At 42.3% G+C, this 17,496-nt stretch carries 18 protein-coding genes; 5 read left to right on the top strand and 13 right to left on the bottom strand.

Going from position 1 to position 17,496, the window contains the following annotated elements; all coding sequences use genetic code 11:
• Window positions 1-9 precede the first annotated feature (9 nt).
• Window positions 10-1,377 carry a TIGR02679 family protein gene (locus H2C83_RS05980; RefSeq protein ID WP_181738766.1) on the top strand — a complete coding sequence of 456 codons (1,368 nt, stop codon included), beginning with the start codon at window positions 10-12 and terminating at the stop codon, window positions 1,375-1,377.
• 320 nt (window positions 1,378-1,697) lie between these two features.
• On the top strand, window positions 1,698-2,630 hold the full coding sequence (locus H2C83_RS05975) for a GHMP family kinase ATP-binding protein (protein ID WP_181738764.1): 933 nt from the start codon (window positions 1,698-1,700) through the stop codon (window positions 2,628-2,630).
• A 538-nt stretch (window positions 2,631-3,168) separates the two neighbouring features.
• Here the strand turns inward: H2C83_RS05975 and H2C83_RS05970 are convergent.
• The 5 genes from H2C83_RS05970 to H2C83_RS05950 all read right to left on the bottom strand — a co-directional run bounded on the left by H2C83_RS05970 (window position 3,169) and on the right by H2C83_RS05950 (window position 7,206).
• Window positions 3,169-4,410 carry an NRAMP family divalent metal transporter gene (locus H2C83_RS05970; protein WP_181738762.1) on the bottom strand — a complete coding sequence of 414 codons (1,242 nt, stop codon included), beginning with the start codon at window positions 4,408-4,410 and terminating at the stop codon, window positions 3,169-3,171.
• Window positions 4,407-5,171: a LamB/YcsF family protein gene (locus tag H2C83_RS05965; RefSeq protein ID WP_181738760.1), complete on the bottom strand. Its 765-nt coding sequence runs from the start codon at window positions 5,169-5,171 to the stop codon at window positions 4,407-4,409. Before H2C83_RS05965 ends, H2C83_RS05970 begins: the two co-directional genes overlap by 4 nt.
• 26 nt (window positions 5,172-5,197) lie before the next feature.
• Entirely contained in the window at window positions 5,198-6,205 is a 1,008-nt protein-coding gene (locus H2C83_RS05960) for a 5-oxoprolinase subunit C family protein (RefSeq protein WP_181738758.1), read from the bottom strand.
• Window positions 6,202-6,900, bottom strand: a complete 699-nt coding sequence (gene pxpB, locus H2C83_RS05955) for a 5-oxoprolinase subunit PxpB (protein ID WP_312853856.1) — start codon at window positions 6,898-6,900, stop codon at window positions 6,202-6,204. Before pxpB ends, H2C83_RS05960 begins: the two co-directional genes overlap by 4 nt.
• A gap of 120 nt (window positions 6,901-7,020) precedes the next feature.
• On the bottom strand, window positions 7,021-7,206 hold the full coding sequence (locus H2C83_RS05950; protein ID WP_181738756.1) for a hypothetical protein: 186 nt from the start codon (window positions 7,204-7,206) through the stop codon (window positions 7,021-7,023).
• 287 nt (window positions 7,207-7,493) lie between these two features.
• Between H2C83_RS05950 and H2C83_RS05945 the strand changes: the two genes are divergently transcribed.
• Together H2C83_RS05945 and H2C83_RS05940 are read left to right on the top strand one after the other, a co-directional pair.
• Complete coding sequence (locus tag H2C83_RS05945; RefSeq protein ID WP_181738754.1) at window positions 7,494-7,664, top strand: hypothetical protein; 171 nt, start codon at window positions 7,494-7,496, stop codon at window positions 7,662-7,664.
• A gap of 193 nt (window positions 7,665-7,857) precedes the next feature.
• Window positions 7,858-8,628 carry an NAD-dependent protein deacylase gene (locus tag H2C83_RS05940; RefSeq protein ID WP_181738752.1) on the top strand — a complete coding sequence of 257 codons (771 nt, stop codon included), beginning with the start codon at window positions 7,858-7,860 and terminating at the stop codon, window positions 8,626-8,628.
• Window positions 8,629-8,932: 304 nt separating this feature from the next.
• Here H2C83_RS05940 and H2C83_RS05935 read toward each other — a convergent pair whose 3' ends face one another.
• From H2C83_RS05935 to H2C83_RS05925, 3 genes are all read right to left on the bottom strand, one after another.
• A complete protein-coding gene (locus tag H2C83_RS05935; protein WP_181738750.1) occupies window positions 8,933-9,160 on the bottom strand; it encodes a heavy-metal-associated domain-containing protein in 228 nt (75 codons plus the stop codon).
• A 197-nt stretch (window positions 9,161-9,357) separates the two neighbouring features.
• Window positions 9,358-9,597 carry a hypothetical protein gene (locus tag H2C83_RS05930; RefSeq protein WP_181738748.1) on the bottom strand — a complete coding sequence of 80 codons (240 nt, stop codon included), beginning with the start codon at window positions 9,595-9,597 and terminating at the stop codon, window positions 9,358-9,360.
• A gap of 372 nt (window positions 9,598-9,969) precedes the next feature.
• Window positions 9,970-11,376: a tetratricopeptide repeat protein gene (locus H2C83_RS05925; protein WP_181738746.1), complete on the bottom strand. Its 1,407-nt coding sequence runs from the start codon at window positions 11,374-11,376 to the stop codon at window positions 9,970-9,972.
• A 281-nt stretch (window positions 11,377-11,657) separates the two neighbouring features.
• Here H2C83_RS05925 and H2C83_RS05920 point away from each other — a divergent pair, with 281 nt between their 5' ends.
• Window positions 11,658-11,927: a hypothetical protein gene (locus H2C83_RS05920; RefSeq protein WP_181738744.1), complete on the top strand. Its 270-nt coding sequence runs from the start codon at window positions 11,658-11,660 to the stop codon at window positions 11,925-11,927.
• A gap of 515 nt (window positions 11,928-12,442) precedes the next feature.
• Here H2C83_RS05920 and H2C83_RS05915 read toward each other — a convergent pair.
• The 5 genes from H2C83_RS05915 to aepX all read right to left on the bottom strand — a co-directional run bounded on the left by H2C83_RS05915 (window position 12,443) and on the right by aepX (window position 17,480).
• Window positions 12,443-13,207 (bottom strand): DUF2087 domain-containing protein, encoded by a 765-nt coding sequence (locus H2C83_RS05915; RefSeq protein WP_181738742.1) that lies wholly within the window; start codon window positions 13,205-13,207, stop codon window positions 12,443-12,445.
• 329 nt (window positions 13,208-13,536) lie between these two features.
• Entirely contained in the window at window positions 13,537-14,310 is a 774-nt protein-coding gene (locus H2C83_RS05910) for a YheC/YheD family protein (RefSeq protein WP_181738740.1), read from the bottom strand.
• On the bottom strand, window positions 14,310-15,437 hold the full coding sequence (locus H2C83_RS05905; protein ID WP_181738844.1) for a 2-aminoethylphosphonate aminotransferase: 1,128 nt from the start codon (window positions 15,435-15,437) through the stop codon (window positions 14,310-14,312). Before H2C83_RS05905 ends, H2C83_RS05910 begins: the two co-directional genes overlap by 1 nt.
• Window positions 15,424-16,584, bottom strand: coding sequence for a phosphonopyruvate decarboxylase (gene aepY / locus H2C83_RS05900; protein ID WP_181738738.1), 1,161 nt, complete (start codon window positions 16,582-16,584; stop codon window positions 15,424-15,426). Before aepY ends, H2C83_RS05905 begins: the two co-directional genes overlap by 14 nt.
• Window positions 16,581-17,480 (bottom strand): phosphoenolpyruvate mutase, encoded by a 900-nt coding sequence (gene aepX, locus H2C83_RS05895; protein ID WP_181738736.1) that lies wholly within the window; start codon window positions 17,478-17,480, stop codon window positions 16,581-16,583. Before aepX ends, aepY begins: the two co-directional genes overlap by 4 nt.
• Window positions 17,481-17,496 lie beyond the last annotated feature (16 nt).

The raw sequence follows: 17,496 nt of genomic DNA, 5'->3' as shown, positions 1-17,496 counted from the left end.
GGAGAACTTATGAAAGAAAAAGACAAAAAATTGGAAGAGGCTGTCCGTTTTTTTCAAGCAGAAGAAGGCTTTCACCGCCTTCTTCTGCTTATGATCAAAAAGTATCGAAGTTTAGGACGAATCGGGGGAACTGTAAGAATAACAAACTTGTCCAAACAAGAGGCTGCTGTGCTCTCTTCTTTTTTTCGAAAAGAAGTTGAGCCCGGCCAGGACATTCGTGTGTTAATTAAAGAATTTGAACAACGCTTGAAAGATACGCGATTTTCCGACATTGCTTGCCTAAAGTTGCTGGAAGGATTTGCTGGTGAAAAATTAATAAGTAAACATGAGCTAAAAGCAAGAAATCACAATAAAAAACAGCTTTTTTTTCAACATATTCAAGAAAAGTTTTCTTCCTCTTTTGTATCCATGTGGATTTGTTCAATTATGAGTCAATCCACAGAAACTCGGTTCATTCACCAGTTATACGAGCGACAGCAAGATCATTTGGCTGCAGATATGTTGGTTGTAGGGAACGCTTTGGTTGAACTGGAAAAGAAAAGGGGTTCAAATGGAAATGTGCCAGTTGAAAAGTTGGAGCGTTTCCCCTTTTTCGCAGAACGAATAACGGGAAACCCACATGGTTTTGATATGCACACCATCAGAGGAAAAATGTTATTTAATGCTTTACGAATTGTTGGAAAAGGGAGTTACCAGGGGGAAGAATCTCGTTTTAAACTGACACCGGCGGAAGAAATTAATCTGTTGTTTCATTCTTTTGGACTGTTACGGGATGATATTCTTAATTTTGTCTCAACGACAGGATTGCTTGCCCGGGATTACAAAAACCGGCCGCTTGCAGTATGGGAAGCGGCGATTGAAGACCGTTGTGTACTCAATATTCCCTTGAAAGAGATGGTTAAAATAAGAAAGGCAGAACCAGCTGATCCTGAATTAAGAAAGGTATTTGTGGTTGAAAACTCAGGATTATTCTCTGCTTTATTTGAAGAGTTAATCAAAGAAGGAATCCATCCGCCGTTAATTTGTACTCATGGCCAGGTCAATACATGCAGTCTTATTCTTCTGGACCAATTGGCCGGTAATGGAACATACATTTATTATTCGGGTGACTTTGATCCGGAAGGTTTACTAATTGCTGACCGACTCGCTCAACGTTATCCGGATCGGGTAATTTTGTGGAGATTCGGCGTTGAAGATTACCGGGCATGCCGGCTGGAACAGGAACTGGAAGAATATCGTATCAAAAAACTTAAAAATATAAAAAATCCAAGGCTGGTAGAAGTCGCCAATACAATGAGACGTTTGCGACAAGCGGGATATCAGGAAAGTTTGTTTCAACTTCTTTTGGAAGATATAAAAGGGGAAATAATTGATTGATAATGAAAGGTACATCATAAATTCATCTATTATAAGATTTTTCGATAACCTGGATGAATCCTTTCTGGACATGATTCAGTGGACCTTCTCATGTAGTTATATAGGTGATTTTCCAATATGCCAAATGAAAAAAGGGGGTTGCCAGTTGGCAAGATCGTTCGGGAGATGGTACATTCATTGGGGGAATAAAGAAAGTTGCTGTTTTTTGGTTACTGTCTGATCCTCATGCCTTCCCTGATTCCAAAAGGCTGGCGGCTGTTTTCAAAAGTATCAGTCTCTGCTTCTTCTTTGCTACAAAGTTAAAGGAAGGTAAACAACAAGTGGGTAAAAATGTTCAGATTGCGCAGGCAGGGATCGGGCAGTCGTTTGGAACGTTCGGTGAACTTTTGCAAGGAGTTTTGCCGGATAATGACCTGGATTTCCTGGTGTCGTTCCCGATCACCCGGTATTCGCATGTAACTTTTGTACCAGACCCCGGAAGGGATTCCATTGAGGTGATCCCCTCGCACAAAACCAAGACACGCGATCTGGCATCTAAAATCCTGTCATGGTACAAGCTTCCGACGGGAGGAAGAATCACCGTAAACAGTATGATTCCTGTCGGAAAAGGATTGGCCAGTTCTTCTGCCGATTTGGTTGCATGTGCCCGGGCCATTGACAATTGTTACAATCTCGGGATTAGGGAGGAAGATATCCAACGCTTTTTGGCGGAGATCGAACCGTCTGATGGAGTAATGTATCCCGGAGTGACTTCGTTTTACCACAAAGCGGGACAACTCAGGGACTTTCTTGGGACGCTGCCGCACTTGACTGTGGTTGGCATTGATGAAGGTGGAACAATTGATACTTTAAGTTTCAACCAAAGAAAAAAACCGTTCACCCTAAGAGACAAGCTTGAGTATCAGCGACTGCTCGATGAGATTGTGTTAGCCATTCATAAAAAAGATTATGTGCGTGTGGGCCGAATCTCTACCCGAAGCGCCCAGCTGAATCAGAAACTTCTTGTTAAACGCACCCTTCCCAAAGTACTGGACATCTGTGAAAGGATAAGGGCATTGGGGGTAATCGTGACGCATAGTGGCCCATGCATTGGATTGTTGCTTTCTTCACGGCTTCCCGATTATCCATATAAACTTGGCAAAGCGACCAAACTGCTGAAGGAAATCACTGGAGAGGTAAATATTTACCATTCTTGGGAGAGGTGCCATGATTTGAAACACTTCCCTGTTATTCAGGAAAGGAACATCAAGTAAAATTTAACAGGCTTTTAGTTACATAGAAATATGCCAATCGTTACTTACCAGAAGATCGATCTGTATCGGTCTTTTTTGTTGCGGTTTTAGGACTCCGGCAAAGGAGACCAAGGTAGAAACAATACCTTGGTCTTTCTTTGGTCAGAGAAAAAAAGCAACACTTTTAAATCAAAATTCCTGTAAAGTTTAAGTCCTGCAATACTTGAAACGGTTCTTTTCTCAGGTCAGTATAAACATATGCCGCGGAGAATGTATAATCGTCAGGTCCGGTTTTGCAGGTATGGCTACAGCCTGAGGGTTATTTCGCAAGCCCGGTAGTTTGACGATGGCAGGATCGCCATAGTCAGGCGAATCAAGGTTTCGAATTCAAGGCAAGCTTCTTTTAAGATGACTGGATTGCCTGTGTATAACTTGTTGTCATTCCGGAACCGGGTTTGATCAATTTATTCTGCCGGAAGACGGCCAATTTCTTCAGGTTTTATTTATTCAAGGTTCTTTTCTCTATCCCCCGCAGGTGTTAAGAAATTGAACCCTGATTTTACATGAACAACTTTGGAATTTCCGCGATAAGCATATATATGCTTAAGTAAGACATGACTGTAACAACCAACGCTCCAAATACCGTTAACCAAATGGGGTGTTTGTAATGATTGACAATTTTTCTGTTATGGGCAGCAATCAGCAAAATACTTAAGGCAACCGGAAGAATCAGCCCGTTCAAGGCACCTGCTAAAATCAGGGTTTTGACAGGACGACCGGTTAAAATGAATATGCCTGTTGACACAACAATAAATCCAATAGTGATCCATTTGTGATTTTTATTCAGCCGGTTACTGAAAGTTTGTATAAATGATACGAATGTATAGGCAGACCCGACAACAGATGTAATCGCAGCCGCCCACATGACGATCCCAAACAGCTTGTATCCGATATCGCCTGCCGCCAGTTTGAATACAGAGGCAGGTGGATTCGTTACGTCCAGGGAGAATCCGGCAGCTACCACACCAAGAATTGCCAAAAACAAAACTGTTCGCATAATCGTCGTAATCAAGATGCCTGATACAGCACTTTTCGTAACCTGCGGCAGTGAATCAGGACCTTTGACTCCGGCATCCAGTAAGCGATGACCGCCTGCAAATGTTATATATCCACCTACGGTTCCGCCAACTAAAGTAACAATCGCCATAAAAAATTCAGTTCGCTCTGTTTCTGTTACAACCGGATAAAAGGTTCTGATTATTGCCTCTCCAACAGGTGGTGCAGATTTCAATGCTACATATAAAGTAAGACTGATCATAACGAAGCCAAGAACTTGAGTAAAACGGTCCATCGCTCTGCCAGCTTCTTTGGACAGGAAGATCCCGATTGCAATCATCCCGCTTGCAATTGCACCAATTTTTGCGTCAATCCCGAACAACACATCAAATCCAAGGCCGGCACCTGCTATGTTCCCGATATTAAAGGCGAGGCCGCCAAAAATAATCAGCAAGGCAAGAAAATATCCCAGTCCAGGCAAGATGATATTGGCAATGTCTTGTGCCCGTTTTTCCGAAACCGCAATAATTCGCCAAATATTCATCTGGACACCGATATCAAGGATAACTGATGTAAGGATTGCAAATCCAAAGTTTGCAGCAAATTGTGATGTAAATACGGTGGTCTGGGTAAGAAATCCAGGACCTGTGGCTGATGTTGCCATGAGAAACGCGGCTCCAAGCAGTAAACTCCGGTTCAGTTTTTTCTCCAAACTTTTTCTCCTTTCATTTCCGGATAGTTTCATCCATTTTTAACAGGTCTGATTTTTACTCCCGAAGTTGCAAGGAGTTCTTGTATTTGACGGGCGAACACCAGGGCATGGGGACTGTCACCATGGATACAAACAGTATCAGCCTGGATTGTTATCTCTGTCTTTTGCCGGGTCAGTACTTTTCCTTCTTTAACTATTCGGATGACCTGTTCGGCTGCTTTCTTGCAATCGGTGATTAAAGCATCAGATTGACGGCGTGAAGTTAAAGTACCGTCCTGTTGATAAGTTCGATCGGCAAAAACTTCATTTGCCGTACGAAGCCCGATTGATTCTCCGGCTTTTACCAATTCACTTCCGGACAAACCAAACAGAATCAACTGAGGGTCTACATTGTAGACTGCTTTTGCAATCGCACCGGATATTTGAGGGCTTTTAGCAGCCATATTGTATAAAGCGCCGTGTGGTTTTACATGCTGCATCGTTCCACCCTCTGCTTTTACAAATCCGTATAAGGCTCCAATTTGATAGATAACAATGTCATATATTTCTTCCGGTGAAATATCCATGTTCCGTCGTCCAAAACCGGCCAGATCTGGCAGTCCGGGGTGGGCACCGATCGCAACGCTTTTTTCCAGGGCGAGTCTGACAGTCTTGCGCATTGTTAACGGGTCTCCGGCGTGAAAGCCGCAAGCAATGTTTGCCGAGGTCACAAAATTCAGAATTTCATCATCAAAGCCGATTCTATAAGCTCCAAAACTTTCTCCCAGGTCACAGTTCAAATCTACTTGAAACATAACGATTCCTCCAGGAATAGTTGAAATTATCTTTGTACTTTTGATGCAATAGCCAGTTTTAATTTTCGGATTTCAACTTCCCGTGTACGATATAACTCTTGAGATTCTTCCAGTGTAACCATTTGAAAACGTATTTTTTCGCCAGGTTTTATTTGAGCTAAAATTGGGATATCAACATTGATTATCTGGGCTATTTTCGGGTAACCACCTGTTGTTTGACGGTCTGCCATCAAAATAATCGGATTGCCAGCAGGTGGTATTTGCACCGTGCCGGTTGATACTGCTTCCGATACAAGTTCCAGCGGTTCTGATAATCTTGTTTGCGGCCCTTTCAGCTGATATCCCATGCGATCAGATTGTTGTGTAATGAAAAAATCCCTTGTGAAAAATTTTTTCCTGCTGTCCCATGTAAAACGGTAAAATTGGTTGCCTGGTAATACACGAATGATCGTCTTTTTTTGGTAAAAGGAAAGAAGGCGATTACTTACAGACCATTTGCTGGTAGAAAATAACTGGACTCCTGTCGTTTTAGAAAGAGAATCTTTCATTTTGTTTGCCAGTTCTGAAGGTGCCCTGAGATTCAGAATATCTCCTTTTTTTAAGGCTCGCCCCTGGAAACCGCCAAGCCCGGCACGAAGATAAGTGCTGCGGCTTCCCATTACCTGCGGGATATCAAATCCACCGGCCAGTGTCAGATAAGCGCGACAACCTGATCTCGCTGCACCGAATTCCAGAATACTTCCCTTTTTCACCAGAATGGGACGCCATCCAGGGATTTTATGTCCGTCAATTTTCGGGGACAAATTCCCACCGCAAATTGCAATTAATGAATCTTCGAGAAACTGAAGTGTCGGCCCCAGCATTGTTATTTCGAGAGCCGCTTCTCTTTCTTCGTTTCCGACCAAAAGGTTCCCGACTCGCAAAGCGAAAGGATCCATGGCACCACTCACGATAATTCCGTGTTTTTGCATTCCATATCTGCCAAGATCTTGAATGGAAGTGAGCATTCCTGCCCGGATGACCTTTATGCTCACTGAGCATTCTCCTTCCAGGCATCGTACTCTTCCCGGCATATTGGCCGAAACTTCACAAGATCTCCTACTTGTAACAGACAAGGGGGATTTTCATTAGGTCGGAAAAGATCAAGTGGTGTTCGACCGATTATTTGCCATCCACCTGGAGTACTGATTGGGTATACACCAGTTTGTGAACCGGCAATTCCGACAGATCCGGCTGGAATGGAGAGACGGGGGAACTTTCGTCGTGGCGTTGCAATGTGTTTGGATATGCCACCCAGATAGGGAAAACCTGGGGCAAATCCAATCATATACATCAAGTATTCGTTGCTGGAGTGAATATCTATTACCTGATCGGGCGTCAGTCCGTTATATTTTGCAACAAATTCGAGATCAGGGCCAAATTCTTCTGCGTAGCATACAGGAATTTCGACAGTTCGCGGTTTGGGATCTGTTAAATCTTCTGATCTTGAAACAATCAGTTCCAATATGGAACAGATTTTTTTATAAGAGGTTTTTAAGGGATCGTAATATACCGCGATGGTAGTAAACGCGGGGACGTATTCCACCATTCCCGGAATCGGGTTTTGATCCAGATAAATTGCCAGTTTTTTGACTTTCAGGTGGGTTTCAGGATTAATTGTTTGTCCTAACTGAACCATAACAGCAGTATCCCCAAGCGGGGTCAGTTCAACAGATGTGTGACCAGGCACCCTTTCACCTCCATTTCAGGCTTTGTGTCCAGTTAGTTCCAGTTAGTTCGGTTATTGTTCTCGGCCTTGCCATCGGAGTGCAAATGAAATTTTAATTAGCTGCATCCTTTACTTTTTCGGTCAATATCGACAGCCGTCTTTCTGAAAACGGGACTCCGGGCCAACGATACTGATCCCTGCTACTAACTGGCCAAAATGGGGAAACAATAGGCCGAGAGAGTATTTACCTTCTTCATCCCTGGTCGGAAAACCCATTTCAGTTAATGATCCAGTCATTCGATAGGCGGAAGTTTTTGGGATTGGCAAACTCAGCTATTTCCTGAAGATTCAGGTGGTCATGTGTTAAAAATAAGTTCAATCTCCATCGACTTGATAACGGTCTTGTTTTTATATCGCAATGGATGCCTCCTTACTGCAGGTATATTAAGAGTTGGTTTTTAACAGCAGTTCCAAAGTTCGGAATAAGCCTTTTAAATTTAGATTATCATTTAATTATATAATATATTTATTTAAATATAAAAACAATATATTATATTGAAAAATATCTATATATTGATAATAAATAATCTCCTTGTTATTTATGTTATCTGAAGATGAAAGAGGCAAACGTGTTAAGTAATTTTCAGGAAGAAAATTTGAATATGAAGATAATCATAGAACCAGTAACAGGCTTTTTAGCAAATAATTTTATTTATGTGATTCAGCGGATTCATTCGATGAAAGCTTGTTTATTCAAAGAGATTGAAGTGAAAAAGTTATCATAAATCTATATGTTATAATAAAAAATAGAACTGATTCCCCAGCTGGAAAAAGAAGTCCACGTTATTGCTTGTGAAACTGTTGTCGCGAAATTCCCGAAGAAGAATGGAAACTTTGCTTTCATTTGTTACGCTGTCTCCGGAATGGCATTGGAGAAGGGTGCTGTTTACATAAATCTTTGAAAGGGGGAGAAATCTGATGAAAGAGCTGATTCGGCTGATCCGGGACTCCAATTATCTCGTTGCCCTGACGGGGGCGGGAATGTCAACGGAAAGCGGGCTTCCCGATTTTCGTTCCCAGGGTGGACTTTGGTGTGGCAAAGATCCGAATGAGATTGCCACTCCCCAGGCGATCGGAACGGATGATTTTTTTGAATTCTATCAAATGCGGATTGAAGATTTATTGAAATTTCATCCCAATATTGGTCATCATGTGCTCGCCGAACTGGAGAAAGAAGGGATCCTGAAAGCGGTTCTGACCCAGAATATTGACGGTTTCCACCAACAGGCGGGAAATCGGAAAGTGATCGAGATCCACGGGCATATGCGCTATCTGGTCTGTTCCCGCTGCGGCAAAGAGTATCCGGCTGTTTCCTATCGTGAAGGAACCTATTATTGTACTGATGAACATTGCAAGGCTCCATTGCGTCCGCCCATTGTCCTGTTCGGGGAACCGCTTGATTCAGTCGCCTGGCCCTCAGCGATCCAGGAAGTGGAACGGGCAGATACTGTAGTTGTACTGGGCACCTCACTGCAGGTTTATCCCTTTGCCGGACTGGTGGAAATTGCGCATGAGACGGGGTCGAAAGTAATGATAATCAACAAGTCTTCCACTCCACTGGATTATTTGGCTGAACTGGTTATTCATGAAAGCATCGGGAAAGTATTAAGCGAAGTGGAGAAATCTGTTTTGGGAAGCGATCGGTTTCAGCAATTGAAAGAACGGGCTGGTACAGCACAAAAGGGGTAAGCTGTTTGTTTATACAGTGAAAAACGGATTTGCGGGCATCCCTGTTGTGGAAAAAAACGGGGCATTGTTCGCAATTCGTTTTTCATCAATTCTCCAAAAAATTACCTCGCAGTTTTTCTGCAATCAGATAATGGGAAAATTTATTTGGCATCATATTCATAATATTCGGAGCGGACTTCATGTATCGGCTGAGAATGTAAATATGGAGAAAAGTAAAATGAATCGGGAAATCAAGGGCGCAGTGGCCGTGTCGCTTTTCTCCTTTGTAACTTTAACCAAATAATTTGGTTAAAGTAAACAGTTTTCATGATTGGGACAATTTCACGGACTTTACCGGGTAACCCAATCTGGTAATTGCTTTTTCCAATTCTTCAGCCTGGAGGGACGATTCATCAAACTCCGCCCTTACTTTGCCGGAGTTGAAAAATACTTTGGCTGAACAGGCATCCGTTATTTTCATCAGGGCTGTTTCAATTTTTTGCATACATGAAGGACAGGTTAACGATTTCAGATGAAAGACAGCTTTTGTCATAATCGGTTGTTCTCCTTTGTTTTTATATCTAAATCCTAGTTCATCCGGATCGAAATTTGATTAAGATCAGGTTTTGCGTTTTAGCACTTTCACAATGATAAAATTTTGTTCTTTACTGATATAAAAAGGACAGGGGTGATTTTCCGTCACCTCTGTCCAAAATATCATCTTACTGTATTTGCTCCGGATTATTTCCTTTAATCCTGATTATCCTCATTGATGCCAAACCATTGTAAGTCGAGATTCTTGTCCATTATAATGGCATCAATCTTGGTATGTTTTGTTTCAATCCTATCCTTAAAATACTTGTTGATATCAAATCCTTCGGGATACTTTCTTGCAGAAGTACGCATCCGTTCTTCGACAAACACTTTCTGAATCTGTTTTTTTATTTTCTTTTTTTCCCCGTATAATGACATACTCATAATCAGGAGCACTAAAATCTGTACAACAAAAAAATATTTTTATCCTCCGGATGGCGAATAACAAAATCCGTAAATGGATTTTCAGATTCCAAAGCTTCCTCAAATTTTTTCTCCACTTCTTTCCGGTCAAACGGAAATCGCTAAAACCGACAGGATACGTTCTATTTGATTATCAAGTCCCGTTATTTCGTAAATAGGCCAAGTATGTTCAAACTGGCAGTAATCGGTTAGTTTGCTCATGTTATTGACCTCCAATGAAAAGCGGGGGATCGTGTTATCACTCCTTTCCTCCTTATATTAGAGGAAATAAAAACAATTCTTTGATCTAATTTAAAAAATCATCCCCAGTCCAGGGACTGGGGATGATTTAAAAACACAAACGGTTTACGTATTGGGGGGTTCCCCGGCAGCACGAATGTTTACCGGCATCTCTTCATCACCTCCTTCAATGGTTTTCACATAGGAGTGAAGAAAGTCGAGCACAAAAGTGTGTGCATGGGGGTCCCCCAATTTGTTCAGACGGGTCCCGATAATTAAATTAAGTTTGTTGCGCAAGTCGGTAAATGAATGTTTTTTGGCGATTTCCAAAGCACTCTTCATGGTCTGGAAAGCTTGATCGTTCTGGTTCTGTTGGAAATAACAATTGCCCAGCAGGATCAGGGATTCACACTCGCGATAGGCATTGTTGGAGTTCCTGCATAATTTGATTGCTTCCAATGCCAATTGATGTGCTTTGCCTGTTTGCTTCCGTTTTTCGTGCAAAATTCCCAATTGTATGTATACATAAGCTAACAGCGCCTGGCTGCTCACTTTCTTTTCCAGCTTGAGTGCCGTATCCAAGCAGATAAAAGCGAGGTTCAGCTGATCATTTTCCATATAGATGCTGCCCAATGTGACCCAAAGTTCAAACAGACGGTCCGTCATCTTGTCAATCCGGGCCAGTTCGATTCCTTTTAGAGCATATTTGATGGCCTGGGAATGCATTTTCGTTTTGGCCAGAATAGAGGAACGGATATCGTACATATTGAGACTGGCTTCTTTGCTGATACAGCTTGTGTGCAGGCTCCGGGCCTTGCAGTTATGGACATTTTCCAATTGATTCAGTGTATTTTGTGCATCCTCGAGGCGGTTTAATTTCTCCAGGTAAATGGCTTTGCTTACAAGGATGATCTCTTTGCAATATTTTCTTTTTCCGTCTTCCAGAAAACATTCCAGCGCCTGCTGGGCGTACCTCAGCGCTTGGGCATAATGATTCTGGGCATATTCAATAAAGCTCAGTTCGCTGTAACTGGCCGATTTCAAGTTGGTCACCGCCATGTTTGGATATTTTTGCTCAATCAGGTATATCACGTCAAAAAAATGCCTGTGCGCTTTTTTCCACTTCTTTTTCCCGATGTAGCATTTGCCTTTCAGGTAGTGGACCGATACGGAGAGGGGATTGTCCTCCGCGATTCCAAGTTCCCGGAGTTGCTCCAGTCCGAGGTCGGGACTGACAAGATCGATGATGTTTTCGATCGCGATCAGCCTCAATTGCAATTCTTCGTTTTTTTCCTCTTTATCTTCTTCCTCATCCTTGGCATAAAAGTGGGATAAATCTTTTTCTATTCCGAGCTTCTTGAGCACGTATCTTAATTTTTTTTCGCTGACCTGTCCTTTTCCGTTTTCGATGGTGCTCAATACAGGCTGCGTCAGAAAGTCGTCTACCAGGTCTTTTTGACGAAGGTTCCTTTCCTTTCTTTGTTGACGAATAAATTTGCCAAATGCGACACGATCAACTCTGACATCACTCATCAGGTTCACCTCAAAAATTTTTTCTAGGTCATTTGCAGATTTTTGGGGGGATTTTTTCAATTATTTAGTTCCACACACCAAATATTGAGGAAATTTATATAGATATTTAGTACCTGACTGGGAATATTACAAATAAATCATAAAATATAAAGATTATTTTTAAATTTGCAACTATTTGCTCTTGATTATATACTATTTCCAAACAAAACATCAACCTTTCGTTTTCATTTTTTGGGATTGCATCTGTAAAGTGTGGAATATCAGAAAAAGGAGGAACCATCATGATTAAAGTAAGCGTTGAAGGGACAAAACCGGAAGTTGAGGCGTTTTTGGAAGGCTTGCAAAAAAAATACCTGTATGTGGTGTATGAGCAGACGGAGCGGGAGGAGGGAATCCGGATATCCTTTGATGCGAAAAGGATTCAGCACCGGTGGATTCACATTGAGACACAAAATGGCCATACGGTAAAAATCCCTTGTTGGGATCTGGAGGTGTCAAGGGATCATGAAAAGAGCCACTGGAAATTTCATTCATACGATATTTTTACATAAATCTTACGGAAGATATTGCACAACTTTCTTATATTGCCGGTTTTCCGCCCGTCTATTTATTTGTGACGGGCAGGGAATCGCCTCGCAGGAGGTTCCAATTGGCGAGACATTTGGGTATATTGTTTGGTGTTCCTTGGAATGGATGGGGAAAAGGGCGAAAGATTGGCGGTACGAAATCGGAAAGTGTGGACAGGTATTGAATCAAATAAACAAGGATTGAACAAAACCAAGTTGAAAAGGTAAAGGTATTGCATCAAAAAGTAAGGCGAGTAGAACGGCTTTTCAGTTCCAATGCATTGGATCACGTTAATTTCTATGAAATGATCCATCTGGAAAAATCGGGCTTATAATAATACCATCATCAAAAACAAAATTGCTTTCAACACAGAAATAAAAGGCTGAACAGGATGGCAGAACCACTTGAGAAAGTGGGTAATGCCTTTCTATCCAGCCAATCAATCGTGCTGTAAGCGAAATGCAGTGATCCTCATGTACAGCGTTGATAAACAGCCGCTTCAAATTTTGACCCAGTATTTGCTTCCGTCCGGATATCTGTCCATAAAGCCATATTCAATCAGGTACCGCCGCAAAGTGACATAGTCGGGATAAATCTCTTTCAATATGTTATTGACTTCCGCTTCCGTATATTTGCGGCTGGTTTCAAATTTCCTGATCAGATGGTTTAAAATAGCAATTTTTCGTTTCTCTTTTTTGGGAAATTCGGACAGGGGGCCGTTCAACCCTTCTTTGAAATAGGCTGCCAGAATTTCCCTGTTTTCTTTTTCGGTGATCGCGTAGCGCTGGTCAAGCCGGGTAGCGGAACGCGGAACGTGGATAAATCTGGACGGAAGACTGTTTTTTTCTTCCGACAGTTCCATCAGAGCCAGAAAGATTTTGGCCTGTTTCATTTTCTCCCTCAGGGTGAACCGGTGATTCCTGATGGTTGAGGTGCTGCCGCCATCCAGCTCTTTCACGATTTCTTTATCACTGTACCCCTGATAAAAGTAACGCAACAGTTTCTTTTGCAAATCGGTCAAACCCGTCCATTTTTTATCCAGGTTTAGTAAATACTCGAACATCGAAGAATGCTGGTCAACGATATGGAGCCTGGTAAATTTTTCGGCTTCATAGCAAGTATGGTCTCTTTCGTAGATCACCCCTTTCTGAAATCGCTCACCGCAAACCAGGCAAACATATTCTTCCTGTTCTTCATTACAGACATATCCGCGCTTCAGCTCTTCCACGGAAGCTGTCCAAAACAGTTCTACCAAATCCTTCATATAAACAAACTCCTTGTTTGTCTAGTTAATACATAAACATAATATAATTTTGTTTGGTTGTATGCAATTTTTCTGGTTGAACTTTGATCAACATTTTTTATCATGTTGGGAAGTAAACAGACAAAAAGTCTTGTTGTTGCAAAATTTGCTTTGTTTATTGGACAAAACAGGATCGGTAAGACATCGATGTTCGAAGATCGGATAACCTTTTGGAAAGGGAAACCGGTTTTTATGATTACCAGGGTCAAGGGGAGAGGGAGGAGTCGGATGCAGGATGTCCGGAAGAATTGATACAGAGTCTGGTTTGGGTACAAGGCTAAAGGCAATTTTCATTTGATTTTTCTTCCTGCTTTGTAGGCCATGATCCGGCGGTACATCGTTTTGTCTTTCAGTTTGCGAAAATGGGACAAAATCGGGAACAGATTTGCTTCAATGATCCATACATGACCGTTTTGATCCAGTACGATGTCCAATCCGTAAATTCGATGACCTTTGAAAAAGGATTCCAGTCTTCTGGCGGTAAGTATTGCGACTTTGTTCACTTTGGATATTAATATTTTTATGGAAGGTTTTTTGAGAGAGGACTTTTTGATGGCGATTTCCAGGGGCATAACCGTACCATTACTCCTGGAAATATTTGATACGATGTAACCTTTGCCTGCAATTTTCGCAATTTTCCCGGTAACGACCCATGATTTGAATGATTTCGGGCGTTGTACGATGGCACGGATGTCAAAAGGGCGACCGTTAACAGTTGGGCGAGGGATTCTGCGTTGAACGATATACCCGGATTGGGTCCGATACTTGCTGGATTTGATTTTTCTTTTTAGGTACCGATAAGTATTTTCTTTTCCTCGGATGGTAATTCTTCTGTTTTCAAAATGTATTCCATATTGATTGTTTCCGATCGCCGAAACTTGAATAATTCCTTTGCCACGACTGCCTCTTATTGGTTTGATGAGGATATGCCGGTATTTTCCGAGAAGATTCCAAAAAGATGCTCGTGTCATGATTCTCGTTTCCGGGAGGTAAGGCAATAACCGTTTGGTTTTCATAAACTTGTATTTCAGCCATTTGTTTCGGGTGGCATGTTGATTTTTCATTAACTTCCCACCTTTCTTTGGGATTCACCGATACCTCGAAGATAGCTGCCCAGCAATTCCAGAAATCTTTCGATATCCTTACAGGTGATATCCCCGATATTTGCAATTCGGAAGGTATTCAACTGATCCAGCTTGCCCGGATAAATGGTAATGCCTCTTGCATAAAAATAATCATGCATTTCCTGGAAATTGTATTGGGCATGATCCGGTTCGACAATGGCAGTTACAAGTTTGGAATGACAGGATTCGGGAACGACATACGTCAGTCCGAGTCGGGCAATTCCCGCAACCAACGTTTTCCAGCATTTGGCATACCTTTTGTATCGGTTGTTGATTCCTTCCTGTTTTAACTCTTCAATTGCCTGACTGAGAGCATAAAGGGTTTGAACGGGTGGCGTAAACCGGAATTGCCTGTTCATTGAAAAAAAACGGTACTGGGCATACAGATTGAGATAATAATTTCTTGCTTTCCTGTGTTTTAAACGTTCCAATTTGTTTTTTTCCGCTATGACAAAAGAAACTCCGGCCATTCCCTGAAGATTTTTGTTGGAACTGGATGCCAGAAAACTGATATTTATTTTCTCCATATCAATTGGAATGGCTGCAAATGAACTCATGGCATCGACAATCATATCAATCCGGTATCGTTTGCATAATTCTCCAATGGCCCGGATATCGTTTAACAGTCCGGTGGTCGTTTCATGATGTACAACAGCAAGATGAGAGAAGGTTTGGCCCGAAGCTTTGATAAATCTTTCCAAAGCATCCAAATCAATGGCGTCACAGGGGGAACTGGTAAATTCGGAATAATTCAACCCGTAGGTTTTTGCAATCTCGCACATCCGTTTGCCATATGCTCCGTTATTGATAATCACCATCTTATTATGATCCGCAATGGAGCTGATCATGGATTCTACAGCCGCGGTGCCAGATCCACCGAACAAAACCGTTGTGTAATGCCCGGGATTGGCAACAAAGCGCGTCAGTTCCGTGGAGATATTTTCCATCAATTGGCCGAATTCCGGTTCCCGGGGACAAATATCGGGTACAACCTGTGCCAGTTTCACGCTGTTTGTCGTAGTCGCCGGGCCTGGATTGAGCAAAATCATCCTTTTAATGTCCTTCATCAAGTTCTCCCTTCCTTGTTTTCTTTAAAAAACGTTGTAGTCGTTTTTTCACTTCGTGGGGTTTGATGTTTGGACGGCCGGGATTCCCCTTGGAGTTTCTGGATATTTTCATATACAAAAAAGTCAGCCCTTTTCTTTTCTTCCAATCTTTGAGGAAAATCTCCAATTCTTTTAAATGGTGGATATAAACAGATCGTGTGTAACCACAGGAAGCGGCAATATCCACAAAGTTGGTGTTATGGGATACGGTGTTCTGTCCCCCCGTTGAATCATAGCAATTGTTGTCCAGCAAAATATGGATCATATTGGGCGGATGATAATATCCGATTGTTGCCAGGTTTCCCATACGCATAAGCAAGGAACCGTCCCCGTCAATCACGACAATATCCTTGTTCTTTTGAGCGAGTGACAAACCAAGCCCCAAAGAGCTGATACAGCCCATAGAACCAACCATATATAAATTGTTTTCGGCGTCTTCAATTTCATATAATTCTCGTCCCGTTTTTCCGGTTGTGGCAAGTTGAACCGTTTGGCTGTCTTTCAAAGAATTGATGACTGCCAAAGCCTCAAGCCGTGAGGGAAACTGGTCTTCCATGCTGCCCTGTACTTTGACCTGATTGGGATGAATGCGGGATTGTCGTTTGTATAAAAAAACCTGATCGAAAGTTCCTTTTTTGACGACGAAAAAAAAGGGACGGTTGTGTTCAATATGATGATTGGCCCGAATCAGTTTTCGCTTGTTTTCCTCCATATCATCGGATAAATAATCCCAGGGAATTTGCATCAAATCCAGCAGTCTGATTGTGATCAAGCCCATCAGTTCATGTTGAGGTTCATCGGAAAGACCCGGTTCTCCCCGGAGACTGACAAAGCCAAGCAGTGGAATTCGAAACGGAGCGTTAAGAGATGTGAGTGGCGAAACGGCGTTGGCTAGACCCGAATTCTGCATGAGGACGACCGATTTTTCCCCTCCTAAACAGGCACCGGATGCAATAGCGATCGCATCCCCTTCATTCACTGCTGCCACGTAATTGCATTCGTTGATTGCATAATTGATTAAACCTTTTAAAAAGGAGCATGGAACTCCGCTGTAAAACCGAAACCCTAATTTTTCCAATTCCTTTCCAAATATTCTGGTATTGATCATGGGTAATCATCCGAATTTGTTCCGGTCGAAGGAAGATACTTTCGTTCAGCTTCAAGCAATTCATCGACTCTTTGAAGGCGGAATACCTCTTCCAGAGTCGCGACTTTTTTCTCTGCCCGGACAAGGCTTTTCTCCCGGAAAATCTGTTCGGATATCTTTTTCATGGCGTCAATGGATGCTCTCAAATTGTGGTTTGCCCAAATAACGAGATTAATCCCCAGCTTTTGAAACCGGCTTGTCGGAGTGGAATAATATTTGGTAGGCACAATCACGACGGGCAATCTTTGTTCCCATTCTTTGACAAACGATTCAATTTCTGCAATATCTGTACGTTTGCTGTGAATGAGAATGGCGTCAGCCCCCGCCTGTCGATAAGCATCTGCCCGCCGCAGAGCTTCTTTAAGACCCAATCCCGCAATAAATGCTTCTACTCTGGCGACAACGATAAAGTCTTCATCCGTCTGTGTATCTTTCATCGCTTTGATTTTTCCGCAAAATTCATTGATATCAGCCAGTGGTTGGATTTTGGAATTCAGGAAGGAGTTGGTCTTTGGGAATAATTTATCTTCGATACACACCCCGGCAATTTGGCGCTGTTCCAGTTTTTTTACCAAGCGCCGGGAGTTGTTGAAGTTTCCAAATCCTGTATCCCCGTCAAGCAAAATTGGAATTGATGCAGCGTCACTCATGAATTCCAAAACCTCCAGAACCTGTGTCCAGGAAGCTTCATTGTTATCCCTTACACCCATAGCCGCCGATATGGATAACCCGCTGGCCCAAATTCCTTTAAATCCAGCTTCTTCAACAATTTTTGCTGACAATCCGTTATGGGCTTCCATTAAAAACTCCAGATTTCGTGAGTGAATCAATTGTTTTAATTGACTGGTTTTCTTCATGAAATCCTCCTTTCCG

The organism is Thermoactinomyces mirandus, from assembly GCF_013868055.1.
Taxonomy (GTDB): Bacteria; Bacillota; Bacilli; order Thermoactinomycetales; family Thermoactinomycetaceae; genus Thermoactinomyces; species Thermoactinomyces mirandus.
This window is presented reverse-complemented; position numbering and strand designations above follow the sequence as displayed.